The organism is Paenarthrobacter sp. JL.01a, assembly GCF_025452095.1.
Taxonomy (GTDB): Bacteria; Actinomycetota; Actinomycetes; order Actinomycetales; family Micrococcaceae; genus Arthrobacter.
Map to the genome: position 1 here is coordinate 3679411 of NZ_CP104877.1, position 15229 is coordinate 3694639.

Annotated in this window: 13 protein-coding genes; 8 read left to right on the forward strand and 5 right to left on the reverse strand. The window is 64.3% G+C overall.

Annotated features, from left to right (window positions below):
* Positions 1-12 precede the first annotated feature (12 nt).
* A complete protein-coding gene (locus tag N5P29_RS17410) occupies positions 13-312 on the reverse strand; it encodes a hypothetical protein (protein ID WP_262276055.1) in 300 nt (99 codons plus the stop codon).
* 168 nt (positions 313-480) lie between these two features.
* On the opposite strand from N5P29_RS17410, the gene N5P29_RS17415 reads away from it, so the two are divergent.
* The 3 genes from N5P29_RS17415 to N5P29_RS17425 all read left to right on the forward strand — a co-directional run bounded on the left by N5P29_RS17415 (position 481) and on the right by N5P29_RS17425 (position 3996).
* Positions 481-1065, forward strand: coding sequence for a DinB family protein (locus tag N5P29_RS17415; protein WP_262276056.1), 585 nt, complete (start codon positions 481-483; stop codon positions 1063-1065).
* A gap of 169 nt (positions 1066-1234) precedes the next feature.
* Positions 1235-1708 (forward strand): sensor histidine kinase, encoded by a 474-nt coding sequence (locus tag N5P29_RS17420; RefSeq protein WP_262276057.1) that lies wholly within the window; start codon positions 1235-1237, stop codon positions 1706-1708.
* A 107-nt stretch (positions 1709-1815) separates the two neighbouring features.
* Positions 1816-3996 (forward strand): transglycosylase domain-containing protein, encoded by a 2181-nt coding sequence (locus N5P29_RS17425; protein ID WP_262276058.1) that lies wholly within the window; start codon positions 1816-1818, stop codon positions 3994-3996.
* Positions 3997-4065: 69 nt separating this feature from the next.
* On the opposite strand, the gene N5P29_RS17430 is transcribed toward N5P29_RS17425, so the two are convergent.
* Complete coding sequence (locus N5P29_RS17430) at positions 4066-4803, reverse strand: glutamine amidotransferase (RefSeq protein WP_262276059.1); 738 nt, start codon at positions 4801-4803, stop codon at positions 4066-4068.
* 240 nt (positions 4804-5043) lie between these two features.
* On the opposite strand from N5P29_RS17430, the gene N5P29_RS17435 reads away from it, so the two are divergent.
* Together N5P29_RS17435 and N5P29_RS17440 are read left to right on the forward strand one after the other, a co-directional pair.
* Positions 5044-6210: an MFS transporter gene (locus N5P29_RS17435; RefSeq protein ID WP_262278610.1), complete on the forward strand. Its 1167-nt coding sequence runs from the start codon at positions 5044-5046 to the stop codon at positions 6208-6210.
* A 175-nt stretch (positions 6211-6385) separates the two neighbouring features.
* Positions 6386-7714, forward strand: coding sequence for an ammonium transporter (locus tag N5P29_RS17440; protein ID WP_262276060.1), 1329 nt, complete (start codon positions 6386-6388; stop codon positions 7712-7714).
* Positions 7715-7793: 79 nt separating this feature from the next.
* On the opposite strand, the gene N5P29_RS17445 is transcribed toward N5P29_RS17440, so the two are convergent.
* Both N5P29_RS17445 and N5P29_RS17450 read right to left on the reverse strand, forming a co-directional pair.
* Complete coding sequence (locus tag N5P29_RS17445; RefSeq protein WP_262276061.1) at positions 7794-8390, reverse strand: DnaJ family domain-containing protein; 597 nt, start codon at positions 8388-8390, stop codon at positions 7794-7796.
* A 249-nt stretch (positions 8391-8639) separates the two neighbouring features.
* Positions 8640-10955: a SulP family inorganic anion transporter gene (locus N5P29_RS17450; protein WP_262276062.1), complete on the reverse strand. Its 2316-nt coding sequence runs from the start codon at positions 10953-10955 to the stop codon at positions 8640-8642.
* 246 nt (positions 10956-11201) lie between these two features.
* Between N5P29_RS17450 and N5P29_RS17455 the strand changes: the two genes are divergently transcribed.
* Genes N5P29_RS17455 through N5P29_RS17465 form a run of 3 tightly spaced genes read left to right on the forward strand, consistent with a single transcriptional unit; the run spans position 11202 to position 14427 of the window.
* Positions 11202-12311, forward strand: coding sequence for an acyl-CoA dehydrogenase family protein (locus N5P29_RS17455; protein ID WP_262276063.1), 1110 nt, complete (start codon positions 11202-11204; stop codon positions 12309-12311).
* Entirely contained in the window at positions 12305-13669 is a 1365-nt protein-coding gene (locus N5P29_RS17460; RefSeq protein ID WP_262276064.1) for a bifunctional PIG-L family deacetylase/class I SAM-dependent methyltransferase, read from the forward strand. The genes N5P29_RS17455 and N5P29_RS17460 overlap by 7 nt, the downstream gene beginning before the upstream one ends.
* Positions 13666-14427, forward strand: coding sequence for a glycosyltransferase family 2 protein (locus N5P29_RS17465; protein WP_262276065.1), 762 nt, complete (start codon positions 13666-13668; stop codon positions 14425-14427). Before N5P29_RS17460 ends, N5P29_RS17465 begins: the two co-directional genes overlap by 4 nt.
* Here the strand turns inward: N5P29_RS17465 and N5P29_RS17470 are convergent.
* Positions 14424-15002, reverse strand: coding sequence for an adenylate kinase (locus N5P29_RS17470; RefSeq protein WP_262276066.1), 579 nt, complete (start codon positions 15000-15002; stop codon positions 14424-14426). The genes N5P29_RS17465 and N5P29_RS17470 overlap by 4 nt on opposite strands.
* Between the last annotated feature and the right edge of the window lie 227 nt (positions 15003-15229).

The following is a 15229-nucleotide window of genomic DNA, read 5'->3' on the forward strand; positions in this document are numbered from 1 at the left end:
CAGCGGCGGTTGTCAGCTCCGGCGACGACCAACGGCGAGCCCGGCCCGGAAGGCGAGGACCAACAGGCCCAGCACGGTCACGGTGAGGCCGATCTGCGTCCCCTGGCTGACCATGGTTACCCCGTTACCCAGGAAGAGCACGTCGCTCAACGGCGCATAGGCAACGAATCCAAAGTCCGTAGTCTGGTTGTTCCACGCCACGATCAGCCCGACAATCACCGCGATCAGCGCCAACAAAGGCACGACGACGGCGGTCGCTTTGCTGGCAGGCTGCGGTGAGTTGTGTTCCCCAAGTGTGTTGTTGTCCCCCATGCGTGCAAGCCTAACCCGGCGCGCCGCGCCGCGATCGCGGGAACGCTGCGACTTCGCAGGGAAGGTTCCAGCGATTTCGTGGCTTTCCAGCGAATTCGCGGGCAGCATGGCCGAGTTCGCGGGAACACTGCGAGAACCGCGGGCAAGACAATTCGGTAGAGTGCACGCATGGATGACAAAGCAACGTTGCTCAACTATCTCCGAACCCGCCGCCAGGACCTTCTCGGCAAAGTCGAGGGCCTCAGCGAATACGATGCCCGTCGGCCCATGACGCCCACGGGAACCAATCTGCTGGGCTTGGTGAAACATGTGGCCAGCGTGGAGCTCGGCTACTTTGGGGAGACGTTCGGACGCCCCAACGGACGCGATCTCCCCTGGTACGACGACAACGCCGAGCCGGACGCCGACATGTGGGTCCCGGCAGACGAGAGCATGCAGGACATCATCGACCTCCACCACTTCTCCGCCAAACGCAGCGACGAAACCATCGAGGCACTCCCCCTGGACGCCCCGGGCGTGGTCCCGTGGTGGTCCGAGGAAAAGAAGAATGTCACCCTGCACCAGATCCTGGTCCACATGTGCGTTGAGACGGCCCGCCATGCAGGCCACGCAGACATCATCCGCGAACTCATTGACGGCCAGGCCGGGCAAAGGCCAAATGACCCCAACATCCCTGAACGAACGGCAAACGAACTGGCCGCCCACCGTCAGCGCATTGAAGAAGCTGCCCTGGAAGCAGACGGACGGCCTTAGCGAACCCTCAAACTCCCCTGCCCGCCGCCACGCAAACTTGATGCGAAATTGAGCGAATCGAAAAGGTTCCTTGATGTAGCGGCGCCACGCTGGAATCAAACGGAAGACCAAACCAGAGGCCCTCCGACAACGAATTTCCGGTATGGAACACAACGATGTGGGGGACCCAATGGAACAGTCAGCAGCCTTGGACGACGTAGTAGCCGTGAAGGGCATCATCCAGGACCAGAACCCCGTGGACTTCTACGCTTTGGGGGTTGCGGGATGCATCGACCGGCTCGCCGCACCGCTCCGCCGCGCCGGGGTCACCGTCCACTGGCAGACTCCCCACCACGGCATCGAGATCTCGTCCTCCGCTGCGGCCCTGCTCTACCACGTGGCGCAGGAAGCCTTCAGCAACACGTTGAACTATGCCAACGCCACCGAGCTGACCGTCCGCCTCAACGCCGTCTACCACGGGATCCAACTCACCATCACTGACGATGGCGACGGCTTCGAGATCCACGCGGCACCGAGTGGTCGCCGGCACGGTTTCGGGCTGCTGCTGATGTCCATCGCAGTTCACGACGCCGGCGGGACAGTCGACATCGACTCCAGCGTTGGGCGGGGCACCAGCGTGCGGGTGACGCTGCCGCTGGATTGAGTCCGATTTGGGACCTTTAACGGGTACCTGCCCCATGGAACAACTAACGATCCGGACGTATTCTGTAGCTACTTTTCAGCCTGGCATCCCTACGGATTGGCACGAAAATGGCGCGGAACAACAAAGGACCACTGGGTCTGGGCAAGGTCCTGTTCAGAGTCCTGGCGTTTTTCGTCGTGAGCCTGCTCTGCGGGGTGTTGATCTCCGGCTTCGTGGTCCCCGTGGTCGCCTTCACCAGTACCACTGTGGGTGGATCCATTGGCTTCTACGAAAGCCTGCCCAGCGAACTGGATGTGGAATCGCCCTCCCTTTCCAGCAAGGTGGTCACCGCAGACGGCCAACTCATCGCCACGTTCTACGCGGAGAACCGGGTCAAGGTCCCGCTCGAGGACATGTCACCCTTCATCCGCGAAGCGATTGTGGCCGTCGAAGACAGCCGCTTCTACGAGCACGCTGGTGTTGATGCGCACGGCATCATGCGGGCCCTGACCTCAAACCTCACCAAGGGAACCAAACAAGGTGCATCCACGCTGACGCAGCAGTACGTGACCAATGTGCTGAACGAATCACGGTTGTCGCAAGGGCGCCCCGAGGACGTAGTACTCAGCGGCGAGAAAACGGTGGGTGACAAGCTGCGCGAGATCAAGCTTGCCTTGGAGCTGGAGAAGCGCTTCACCAAGGACCAGATCCTCGAGGGTTACCTGAACATCGTGTTCTTCAACCGGAATGCCTATGGCATCGAAGCGGCGTCACGGTACTTCTTCAGCACCTCCGCCGCGGACCTGACGCTGCCCCAGGCGGCATTGCTGGCCGGACTGGTCAACGGACCCAGCATCTACGACCCCACCGTCGACCCCGCCGCGGCGTTGGCCCGCCGGAACCTGGTGCTCGACCGCATGCTGGAACAGGGAAAGATCACAGCGGTTGACCATGGCGTGGCGGTGGCCACTCCCGTGGTGTTGAACATTACGCCCTCCTTGCAAGGCTGCGCCGGAGCCGCGATCGCCACCTATTTCTGTGATTACGTATCGCACCTCATCCTCAACGACGAGGCCTACGGTGATACGGTCCAGGACCGTGAGCGGCTGCTGTACCGAGGCGGACTCACCATCACCACCACCTTGGACAGCAGGCTGCAGGCAGTCGCACAGCAACAGGTGGACGCCTCCGCCGGTGATAATCCGGACAAGTGGGGCGCTGCCATGACCACGGTGCAGCCCGGCACGGGCAAGATCCTGGCAATGGCACAAAACACCGTCTTCGTTCCCCAGGACGGAAAGTTCGATACCCAGCTGAACTTCAACGTCGACGCCAAGGATGAGAACGGCTACGACCTCAACGGCGCCGGCGGTTTCCAGCCCGGATCCACCATGAAGCCGTTCATTTATGCGGAGTGGCTCAACGAAGGCAAGAACCCCACTGCTGTGGTGGATGCCTCCCGGAGGGTCTACCCCGTCGGCTTCCCCTGGCGTTCCAGCTGTGGCAAGGTCCTGGGAGGCTACAGCACAGCCCAAAAGGCGCAGAACCTCGGCGCCGATGACGATCTCCAGAACAACGACCCCGGATACTACCGCCCCATGCCCATCAACTACGGCCTTTACAACTCCATAAACACAGCAACCTTCGCGACGGCAGCGCAGCTGGACTTCTGCGGAATCCAGCGCATGGTGGACACTGTTGGCCTCCACAGCGGATTGGATAACGCACCGATCAACATGCACCAGATCGGCAACCTCCTGGGTTCCATCGGCGTCGCGCCTGTCGTCCTGGCGAGCGCCTACGCGACCTTCGCCAACGACGGCACCTACTGCAAGCCCATCGCCATCACGGAAATCAGCGACGCCCAGGGCAGGGAATATGAAGCCCAAACGCCCGACTGCCGCGACGCCGTCAAACCCGCCGTAGCGCGGGGCGTCAACGCCGTCCTGCAGGATGTGCTCAAGCTTGGTTCCGGCGTCTATATCGAACCGAAGGTCCAAAGCAGGGTTCCGGTAGCGGCCAAGACTGGGACGTCCAACAACAATGGGGCCACGTGGGTGGCCGGTTACACCACGACGCTCGCCACGGCGTCGTTCTTTGGAGACACGACGGCGGGACAACAGCGGGCGGGTCAGAACGTCACCATCAACGGAAAGTTCTACAAGTCCTTGGACGGCTACATGATCGCCGGCCCGCAGTGGGCCAACTACATGATGGAAGCCACCGCCCTCTACCCGAGCGGGCCCTTCCCGGCACCAGCTCCCCCGCCCGCGCCACAGCCCGGTACCGGCCCGACTACCGCACGGTAAGCCGGGAGCCCCTGCGTTGCGGGGCCTGCTCTGCGCCCCAAGGTGTCTCCCAAGCACGCACAGCAGGCCTCACAACCAGCGTGCGTACCGCTGTGTGAAGTTCCGGAGCACCCGCATGGGTTCCATCACGGACGATTCCCGGGCAGCTGCAATGAGCGCATCGGCTTCGTGGGGCGGAAAGTACCCTGCGTTCTTGTAGATATTGATTCGGGTTATGAGGCCATCGGCATCCAGCTCGGGATGGAATTGAGTGGCGTAGAGGTTGTTCTTGATCCGGAACATGTGAACCGGGCACGCCGCTGAGCTCGCCAGCAACACCGCGTGGCCCGGGAGTTTGCTGCAGGCCTCTTTGTGCCCCACGAATGCATCGAAGGTCGATGGGACACCCTGCAGCAGGGGGTCCCGCTCCCCTTCAAGGGTCAGACTGATCTCCGTGGCGCCCACCGGTTCACCGAAGCGGCGGTCGATGAGTGCCCCTTGGTGAACTCCCAACGTCCCGACGCCGTAGCAGGCACCCAGGAACGGGAAGTCCTCAGCCACGATCCGGTCCAGCAGGGCGGAGAGCTCAGCTTCGACACGAATCTGGTCAGGACTCTTGTCCTCCACAGGGTCGCTGGAAGTGTAGGGGCTTCCACCGACGATGACGCCGGAATAGTCCGCCAGGTCGATAGGCGGCATGGGATTGGATTCCAGGCGGACACGGACAAGCTGGGACGCATCCAGTCCGCAATAACGCAGGTACGCCTGGTACTCGTCATCGGCTGCGGCGTCTTCGGCCCGGGTGGCCAGCAGGAGAAACGGCTTCACAGGCCCAGTGTGCGGGAGGTCGCCCGCAGATTCCAAGTGCGTGGGTAAGTCTGACAGACACTCCCTCCGCGGGCCAACGTTGCGTAGCGTTGTGATTGTTCGCGCTAACGCCCCGAAACGCGACCCACACCAAAGGAGACGTCTTTGACGCAGGACCCTGCCGCGGCAGACACCCAGCAAGCGCCCAAGCCGGAGGAGGCGACATCCCGGGACCAGTCAGCAAGCCACCGGCCAGCCAAGATCCCTTGGGGTGGCCTGTTGGTGCTTGCAGCTGCCGGCTTCACGGCGGTGACAACGGAACTCCTGCCCTCCGGGTTGCTGCCCCAGATCAGCCGGGACCTGGGCGTGGAGGAATCAGCCGTAGGTTCACTGACGGCGGTATACGCGGCCATTATCGTGTTCACGGCCCTGCCCCTCTCGCGGTTCCTGGCCGGAAGGGTGCCCCGGAAAACCCTGCTGATAGCCACCGTCCTGGCGTTTGCCCTGAGCAATGTCCTGCTGGCGTTGAGCCCCGCCCTGGGTTGGGCCATCGGCGCCAGGCTCCTTGGCGGCATCGCACACGGCATGCTGTGGTCCAGCATGGCGCCCTACGTGGCACGGATCGTTCCTGCCCACTCGGTGGGCAAGTCGATGGCGGTAGTGTTCAGCGGCAACAGCATTGCGCTCGCCGTGGGTGCTCCGATCGGCACGCTCATGGGATCGCTGATGACGTGGCGGGCTTCCTTCCTGGTTCTGGCGGGTGTGGGTGTTCTCCTGGCGGTGTTGGCGTTCTGGCTTCTTCCGGGAGCACACGATCAGGGCAGCCGGAATGCTCCGTCGCTGCGGGCTGCAATGAAACTGCCGGGTGTGGTCGCCATCGCCATCGCCTGGCCCCTGCTGTTACTGGCCCATTTCACGCTCTTCACCTACGTTGCGCCGTTCCTGCTCGCATCAGGTCTTCCTGAATCCGCCACAAGCCTGTCCCTCTCCGTGGTGGGAGTGGCCAGCCTGGTGGGCATCTGGATTGCCGGCATGACCGCTGACTCGCACCCGCGGCGTTCGGTGATTGCCGCCGTCGTACTTTTGACGCTGTCTTTCGCCCTGCTGCCGGCGCTGGGTGGCACCTGGGTGGGCGCGTTCGGCCTGATGACGTTGTGGGGCATCGCGTTCGGCGCGGTGGGCATCTACAACCAGGCGGCGATCCTGCGCGCGGGCGGAGAGCACAAGGACGCTGCCAACGGTCTCACGGTTGTGACCATCCAACTGGGCATCGCTGTCGGCGCTGTGTACGGCGCGTTCGCCTTGACGAGCCTCGGCGCCCAACTGGTTCCGCTGGCAGCTGCGGTTCCGACGGCGATAGCGCTGGCGATCATCATCGCCAGCCGCCGCGGCGGCTATCCTGCGGGGCCGCGGGAGAAGCGCCGTTAACATCCTTGAAACATGCCAGTGACCTGATCTTCACGAACCGGAGATTTCTGTAACTTACCTGCAACTTTGCTCTTCTGAGTCGGAAACATAGCTCACCGAATATTGATCGGGGGGGCTAGCGAGGGCCGGATACGTCCAGCCCGTTTCGGACAGGCTTGATAAGAAGGGAACGCAGGTGGAGATCTCTGCGCAGAACGTCTGGATGATGTTGTCGGCGGCAATGGTGCTCTTCATGACCCCGGGCCTCGGCCTGTTCTACGGCGGCATGACCCGCGCCAAGGCAGCACTGAACATGATCATGATGAGCTTCATCTCGGCCGGCATCGTGGGCGTCGTGTGGGTCCTTTGGGGCTACTCGATGACCACCGGCGACGGCTTCCTGGGGCTCTTCGGCAATCCCTTCGCGCACTTCGGCCTGCAGGATCTCGTAGGCACCCCCGACCTCATCAAGGCCACCTTCGCTGCGACCTTCGCCATCATCACTGTGGCACTCATCAGCGGAGCCATCGCCGACCGGGCCAAGTTCGGCGCCTGGGCGTTGTTCGTTCCGATCTGGATCACCGTTGTCTACTGCCCCTTGGCCTACATGGTGTGGGGCGGAGGCCTGATGAGCGCCGGCGGCGCCGTCACCGAAGTCTTCGGCCAAGTGATCGATTTCGCCGGTGGTGCAGTAGTTGAGGTCAGCTCGGGAACAGCCGCTTTCGTCCTCGCATTGATCGTGGGAAAGCGCCACGGATTCGCCAAGGACCCCAACCACCGCCCGCACAACGTCCCGTTCATCATGATCGGCGCAGCAATCCTCTGGTTCGGCTGGTTCGGTTTCAACGGCGGCGCCGCGACCACCGCCGAACAGGCCGGCCTGATCTGGGTCAACACGCTGGTGACCCCGGCCGCGGCGATGCTCAGCTGGCTCGTCGTCGAGAAGATCCGGCATGGCCACCCGACCTCCCTGGGTGCGGCATCCGGCGTGGTTGCCGGCCTCGTGGCCATCACACCCTCCTGCGCCAACATCACCCCGCTGGCCGCAGTTGGCCTGGGCCTTGTAGCCGGAGCGGCTTGCGCAGTGTTCGTTGACCTGAAGTACAAGTTCGGCTTCGATGACTCCCTGGACGTGGTGGGCGTGCACTTCGGCGCGGGCGTTATCGGCACCCTTTCCCTCGGCTTCATCGCTACCCCTGTTGACGGGGTTGGCGGCGGCCTCTTCTACGGCGGGGGCCTGCAGCAGCTCATCGCGCAAACCGTAGCCGTGGTGATCACGATCGCACTGTCCGGCCTGGGCACCCTGGTGATCGGCCGGATCATCAACAAGACCATCGGCTTCCGCGTTCCGCACGAGCACGAAATCACCGGCGTGGATCTCACCCAGCACGCCGAGTCCGCCTACGAGTTCGGCCTCACCGCGCACGGCCACTTCCGCCAGCAGCAGGCACACCTGTCGGCGTTGATCACGCGGAAGCCTGCCGCTTCCGAGCCCGTCGCAGCCAAGGAAGACAGCCTGGCCTGACGGCACCACGACCCAAACAGCAGCCGACGGCGGGACTCGGGTTCCGCCGTCGACTGCTGTTGTGCGCGCCCCAGTTGGGTCAGCCGGAGCCGTTCCAGAGGCGCTGCCACCACGTGCGTTTGGTTTCCGTCACGGGTTCCGGTTCCGCTGGTGCTGAGGCGGCTCTGCGCTCCCTCCACCGCTGGACCTCGGAGTCCACCTCCCGGAGCTTTGTGATCACCGGAGGGCCGCCCTGCAACTGCCGTCTGGCTTCGATGACCCTCTTGTTGAAGTCTTCCAGGATATCCCGGACCTGTTTCTCGGTGTATTGCTGGTCCAGTTTTTCGTCGAGTTCGGCGTCTTCGATCCTCAGCAAAATGGCGGGAGGGCCGATCCCGCTCAGGCGTTCGCGTTGGATCAGGCCCTTGACCCACCAGTCGGGATCGTAGTGCTCGCCGAGCCCTGGAATCGGTTTGCCCGCGTATTTCAGGTTGTCGAACTTCCCTTGGTTCATGGCGTCGCGGATCAGGTATTCAACGCGGGCAGCGTCATCGACCTTCCGGCGTTTCTCGCGTTCCTCGGACTCCGCGGCTTCGAGCTCGGCGTCTTCCTGCGCGTTGCCGCCCCAGCCACGAACGGCACGAAGTTCCGCCCCGCGTTCGAGCCTCCGCCTGAAAGCGTTGTTCCCGTCATTCACTCTGTGGGCCACCTCCTCGAACGGCAGCCCTCGTCTGCCGGAATTCGTGGTTCTACGTCCAGTATTCCGCACCTTTCAATGGTTAATCCCGTACCCACGGAAGCGTCATCGAAACCACTGGGCGTAGCGTGTGCCGCCAGCACCGGCTTTGAAGCTGCAACAGCCCCGACACACCGTGGCTACGGGGTGCCGGGGCTGCTTCGCGGCCCAAAGTGGGTGGTGGCGGGCCGGGGCTCGGCCGCGACTGACTTAGCGGACGGCCATGCTCGGGTCCAACTGCTCGATTCCCTCGGGCGTTACCAGGACCACCCGGGCCGTGCAGATGTCGTAGAACAGCCCCGTTGCCTGCACCTGCCCTGAAGCCAATGCGGGTCCAGTGACGGGATGCTCGGACAACTTGCCCAGCTGGATGGCCACGTTCACCATGCTCAGCTGATCCAGGCGGCTGAATCCCTCGGCTTCGGCGGCGCGCGCCACGGGATGGCCCGCCAGGAGTGCCTGGTAGCTGGGCCTTGCATGTTCGAGCCAGGTGTCAAAGCCGCGTCCCAATCCAGCATCCGAGCCTTCGGCATCAGCGATGACGGCTTTCATGGCACCGCAGTTGGAGTGGCCACACACAACGATCGAGTCCACGGACAAGGCCTTGACCGCAAAGGACAGCGTGGAGTCGATCGAGGCGTCGTGGTCGTCGCTGCACACCACGTTGCCAATATTGCGGAGCGTCAGGAGATCGCCGGGGCCACTGCTGGTAATCAGGTTTGGATTAACCCGCGAATCAACGCAGGCCACGAACAAGGTGTCAGGATTCTGCCCCTCGGTGAGGTCCTGTACCAGGGGCCGGACCTTGTCTGCGTGGCGGCGATGGTACTTGTCGATGCCCAGGAGGATGGACCGCAGCGGCGGGTGAGGATCGCCGTCGTCGTTCCTCTGGTCTGCGGCGTCGGCAACCTGCCACGACGTGCGCGGCGGAAGCGGAAACTCGCGCGGTTCCTGGCGCTGCGGTGTGTTGTCCTCGGCATCGCTGAAGGCGGTGGTGCCGTGCTCTTCCACCACCACGGTGGCGCCGCTGTTCGCCTGCTGCTTCTCCCATGCCACCAAGGATTCGCGGAAAGCGTGGTCGAGGTAATCGGCGTTGAGTTCCACTACGGCGTCCTGGCCTTCGGGCACCGAGTGCAGGACACGGTTGAGCCGGGGCAGCGCGAAGAAGCTGCACGAGCCGGCGATGGTCACCCGCCACGGCAGGCCAGTCCCGGCTGGGGCGTGCGCCTGGATCTGCGCACGGAGTACCCGCCACAGCACGCACAGCGCGGCCAGGGCCAAGCCAATAATGACCCCCTCCAGCAGATTCAGGACCACGACGCAGACCACGGTGACGGCATAGACCAGCAGATCACCGGTGCGAAGACTGGTGCGGATATCCGCCACCTTGATGAGCTTCGCGCCGATCACCAACAGCAAACCGGCCAGCACGGACAGCGGAATCAGCTGGATAAGCCCGGCGAACAACGCGGAAAACACCAGCACCCACACGCCGTGCAAGATGGCGGACGTCCGGCTCTTTGCACCGGCCTCGACGTTGGTGGCGCTGCGGACAATCACACCGGTCACCGGCAGGCCCCCGAGCATGCCGGAGACCATGTTCGCCGAGCCTTGGCCGACGAGTTCGCGGTTGAGGTTTGTCCGGATCCCGCCATGCATCTTGTCGACGGCGACGGCGGAGAGCAGGGACTCGATGCTGGCAATCAGCGCCACGGTGATGACGGCCATGGCGGCGGCGCGCCAGTTGCCGTCGGGCAGGCTGGGGAGGGCGACGGCGTCGAAAATCGAACCGTTGAAGCTGATCCGCTCCACGCCTGGCGCCACCGCAACGGACAGCGCCGTGACGGCAACGACGGCGGCAAGCGGCCCTGGCACTTTTCGCACCGTGGCGGGAAGGAACTTCCAGGACAGCAGGATCGCGACGACGGCCAGCCCCAGCAGCGCCGAGTGCAGCTCGACGTTGGTGACGGCGGCGGGAAGCGCGGTGAGGTTTTCGACGGCGGACCCTGCGGCTTGCCCGCCGAGCAGCACATGGAGTTGCTGCAAAATGATGGTGATTCCGATGCCCGCGAGCATGGCCTTGACCACCACCGGCGACACTGCCAGCGCGGCCCGGCCGATACGGCTGACACCCATGAGCAACTGTACGACGCCGGCACCGACCGTGATGGCGCACGTCACCTGCCAGCCGAACTCGGCAACCAGACCGGCAACGACGACGGTCAGACCCGCGGCTGGGCCGCTCACCTGCAGTGGGGAGCCGCCAAGGCTGCCGGCGACAATTCCGCCCACGGCCGCGGCGATAAGGCCGGCCATGATGGGCGCTCCGGAGGCGGCGGCGATACCCAGGGAGAGCGGGAGGGCTACGAGGAAGACCACCAACGATGCGGGGAGGTCGGCGCCGAGGTTGCTGAGGAAGCTGGGCTTTCCGGTGCTGGGCTTCTTGGGGCTGGGCCGGCCGGTTCCTTGGCCCGGCGGGCTGTGGGAGTCGGCGGGGATGGTGGCGGATTCGTTGGATTGAGGCATTGGGTTCTCCTGGCTCGGAATCGGCTGACCCTTCCAAGCTACGGAATCTGTCATGACTAGTGACAAGTTGATGTGACGGGCATGACAAAAGTTGTGAAGATGCGGTGTCATGTGGCGACAAAGGGGAACTTTTGCAGGGGGTGGGCTCGTTGGGGGCGGTTGGCCTTCGAACGACGGCGGGAACCTCCCGCCGTCGTTTCTTTTCGCCCGCAGCTAAACTAAGGGTCCTTAGAATAGGCTGGGTCCATGAGCGCACCCGACCCCCAGCCCGTACGCATCAGCTCGGTCCCTGTACAGCTCCAAGCCCTGGAGCCGCTGCTCCAGCAAGTGCGCGATGCCGTGGGCAATGTTCCGGCGTTGCTCAGCATCGCAAAGGACATTGGGCAAACAGCTCCCATGCCCGGTGAAGGCAACACGGCCAAGCTGTGGGAACTCCTCTCCTCAGTGACGGCGGTGGATGTGGCCGCGGGGCGGGTCCTTGAGCCCCACTTGGATGCCCTCGCGATCCTGTCCCAGTCCGGCGCCGAAACCGACACCGCGGGTGCTTGGGGGGTTTTCGCGGCCGAGGGTCCGGGGATGAAACTCGAAGCCAAGCGGACCGCAAACGGCAGCTTCGTTCTCAGCGGCTCCAAACCGTGGTGCTCGCTGGCCCAGTACTTGGACGGCGCCGTGATCACCGCGCACCTTCCGGACAACGGCGGGCGGGCCGCGTTCGCGGTGAACCTGAAGAACCCTGGCGTAGCGGCTGAGACGCCGGCCTGGACAAGCCGCGGCCTGCAGGAAATCCCCAGCGGCACAGTTAACTTCGACAACGTCCCCGCCACCCCCGTCGGCGGCGATGACTGGTACTTCAAGCGCCCCGGATTCGCGTGCGGCGGCATGGGAGTGGCCGCCTGCTGGCTCGGCGGGGCTGTCGCAGTAGCACGGGACTTCGCCGCGGCACTCACGAAAGCCGCAGCCAACGGCCGCGAACCGGACCAGATTGCGTTGGCCGCTTTGGGAGACATCGACCGCACCATCAGCGGAGTCATCGGCTACCTCGCCCAGACAGCCGAACGCATCGACGCCGGCGAGGCGTACGCCGTCGAGCTCGACGCCGAAGCCGATCCCGACGACGCCACCCGGGACAACCCGAGCCCCTGGAGCGACGCCCTGCGTGTCCGCGGAACTGTAGCCGCCGCCGTCGAGCGCGTCCAAACCCTGGTGACGCAGAACCTCGGCCCCGGCCCGCTGGCGTTCGACGAGGCATACGGAAAGCGCATGGCGGACCTGTCCCTGTACATCCGGCAGCATCACGCCATGCGCGACGATGCCCAGCTGGGCGCCTTGACGCTGAGAGGGGACCGCAGTTGGTGACCTTCACGCACGCCGATGCCGGCACGTCCGAGGCCGATTGGGCTCGCAGCGGCGTCGCCGCCCTTCCTGAACTCCCCCTGGACCAGGATGAACTCGCGGGCATGACGTTCGTTGTGCTCGCCGCGCATCCGGACGACGAAACCCTCGGCGCCGGCGGCCTCGTCGCCAAACTGCACGCGGCGGGCGCGGACATCAGGTTCCTGCTTTGCACTGCCGGAGAGGCGTCCCACCCGGAATCGCCCACGACGACGGCGGAGCAGCTTGCCGCTGTCAGGCTCACAGAGTTCGGCACGGCTGTGTCCGGGCTGGCTCCCAGCGCGGATTGGCGGTTTTTGGAACTGCCGGACGGACAACTGGCAGCCAATGCGGACCGGATCTCGGCCGTGTTGCGGGAGGTCATCGAGCTCTCATTGCGGCCGGCGGAAAACGTGACGATAGTGGCCCCTTACCGCTCCGACGGCCACACCGACCACGACACCCTTGGCTCGACAGCTGCGGAGGTTGCCAGCACCGGAGGCTACGGCCTGCTCGAGTACCCCATCTGGTACTGGCTGTGGGCGGGACCGGACGATGGAACGTGGCGGAACTGGGTCCGGGTACCCCTCTCGGCTGCGGAACGGGACGCGAAGGCCAAGGCCATGAGCACCCACGCCTCCCAAACGGAGCCCCTGTCCGCAGAGCCCGGCGATGAGACCCTGCTTTCAAGCACCTTCCTGGAACACTTCGGCAGGCCGTGGGAGACCTTTGCCTGGCAGCCATCGACGGTGGGCACCAACAGCGCCAAGGACGCGGAACGGATCTTCGATGAAGTCCATTCGAGGGAGGAGGACCCCTGGAGCTACACCACCAGCTGGTACGAACGCCGGAAACGGGCACTGACCCTGGCCGCGCTGCCTCGGGAATCCTATGAATCAGGCTTGGAACTGGGCTGTTCCATCGGCACGCTGAGCCAGGAGCTCGCTGAGCGCTGCGAGTCATTCCTCGGCGTGGATGCCAGCAGCAAGGCCTTGGAGGAAGCCCGGAAACAATTCTCCGGACACTCTTCGGCCGCGTTTCGCCATCTCACTGTGCCTCGCGAATGGCCTGAAGGTACCTTCGACCTGGTGGTGTTGTCCGAGACCGGCTACTACCTCTCACCGGAAGAACTCAACGAACTCCTTGCACGGATCCAAGCCTCCACCCGTCCCGGAGGCACGCTGCTTCTGTGCCATTGGCGGCACCCGATCTCCGGCTGGCGGCTCGACGCGGAAGCGGTGCATGCGATGGCCCGGACCACGCTTCAGTGGCCAACACATGGGATTTACCGGGAGAAAGACTTCATCCTGGAGGTTCTCCTCGCCCCGGACACCGCGACATGACAAACCCGGAATCGCAGGGCATCCGGCAGTTGGCGGTCGTCGTGCCCGCCCACAACGAGGACCAGCACATCGGCAACGCGCTGGCAGCACTTGGAACGGCTGCGGATGCCCTGCAGCAGGCGCTACCGGAGATTCAGGTCAGCATCACCGTTGTCCTGGACAGCTGCACTGACCACTCGGCAGACATCACCGCTGCCTACGTGGCCGGCGATCCCCGATTCAGTGCAATGAACGTTGCGCTGCGCAGTACAGGGGCCAGTCGGCGTCTGGGTATCCGCGCAGCGCTGGAGTCGCTGGCCACACTGCCGTCGCAGCCAGATTCGCTGCAGGCACTTTGGCTCGCGAATACCGACGCCGACTCCACAGTCCCAGCGAACTGGTTGACCCGCCAGGTGGAGCTCGCCAACGACGGCGCCGATGCCATCCTGGGTTCCGTGGAACCTGACCCCAACGACCTGGACCCGTCAGTGTTGGGGCGATGGTTGCAACTGCACCCGTTCCGCGAGGACCACCAGCACATTTACGGCGCGAACCTGGGTGTCCGGGGCTCCACGTACCTGGCCGTCGGCGGCTTTCCCAAACTGCGGACCCACGAGGACCGCGTGCTGGTGGAGCGTCTTCGCGGCCGAGGATTCCGGGTGGTTGCCACCGACACTTTGCGGGTCCTGACATCCGGCCGCACTCACGCCCGCGCCCCTGAGGGCTTCGCGGCCTACCTTCGCGGGCTCGGGAGCGAACTCCCGGCGGCGACTGGCTAGGACGCCAACGCCTTTTCGACGGCGGCAATGGCGGCAGCCGTGATGTTTTCACGCTCGCCCGATCCCTCAATCGTGAGCAAAATCCCCCGCTGCGCGTAAGCCGACAGCACTGCCTGTGTCTCATCCCGATACAGTTCCAAGCGCCGTTGGATGACATCTCCCGTGTCATCGCGGCGGCCCTGTTCCTTGGCACGCAGCAGCATACGGGCAACCAATTCTTCATCCGGAACTGTGAGCGCAAGGACGACTCCCAGAGCCTGTCCCCTCATGGCCAGCAACTCGTCCAAGGCCCCGATCTGCATCACCGTCCGGGGATAGCCATCCAGCAGGAAGCCATTGGCCGCGTCGACTTCCTCGAGCCGCTGTTTGAGCATGTTGGTGGTGACGTGGTCCGGCACGAACTCCCCGCGGTCCATGTAGGCGCCCGCTTCCAAACCGAGTCCGGTCCTCTCCCGGGCGTGGGCGCGGAACAGGTCCCCCGTTGAGATGGCCGGGACGCCGAAATGCTTGGCGATGTGGACCGCCTGGGTGCCTTTGCCGGAACCCGGAGGGCCCATGATGATGATTCGCGCCATGACACTGGTCCGTTTCGAGAGGCGGCCGGGGCTTTAACGATACGCCCGCAGCAGCGCGGCCGTCCCGGCGTCGTAAGTCCCGTGCCTTCCCGACCCTCTTTGCCGCGCCTTGAAGCGATAAGCAGCCGGTATGGGTTGATTTTCCCGCAGCGTCGCCCGAAAGAGGGTCGGGAAGGCACGCCCGGCCTCTGGCCCGCGGCTCCAAATCCCGATATTGTAAGGATGCT

What these genes read in the sequence shown, in the direction of transcription:
- N5P29_RS17425 (WP_262276058.1), top strand. Translation starts at nt 1,816, where the DNA reads ATGGCGCGGAACAACAAAGGACCACTGGGTCTGGGCAAGGTCCTGTTC.
- N5P29_RS17420 (WP_262276057.1), top strand. Translation starts at nt 1,235, where the DNA reads ATGGAACAGTCAGCAGCCTTGGACGACGTAGTAGCCGTGAAGGGCATC.
- N5P29_RS17415 (WP_262276056.1), top strand. Translation starts at nt 481, where the DNA reads ATGGATGACAAAGCAACGTTGCTCAACTATCTCCGAACCCGCCGCCAG.
- N5P29_RS17465 (WP_262276065.1), top strand. Translation starts at nt 13,666, where the DNA reads ATGACAAACCCGGAATCGCAGGGCATCCGGCAGTTGGCGGTCGTCGTG.
- N5P29_RS17410 (WP_262276055.1), bottom strand. Translation starts at nt 312, where the DNA reads ATGGGGGACAACAACACACTTGGGGAACACAACTCACCGCAGCCTGCC.
- N5P29_RS17470 (WP_262276066.1), bottom strand. Translation starts at nt 15,002, where the DNA reads ATGGCGCGAATCATCATCATGGGCCCTCCGGGTTCCGGCAAAGGCACC.
- N5P29_RS17455 (WP_262276063.1), top strand. Translation starts at nt 11,202, where the DNA reads ATGAGCGCACCCGACCCCCAGCCCGTACGCATCAGCTCGGTCCCTGTA.
- N5P29_RS17450 (WP_262276062.1), bottom strand. Translation starts at nt 10,955, where the DNA reads ATGCCTCAATCCAACGAATCCGCCACCATCCCCGCCGACTCCCACAGC.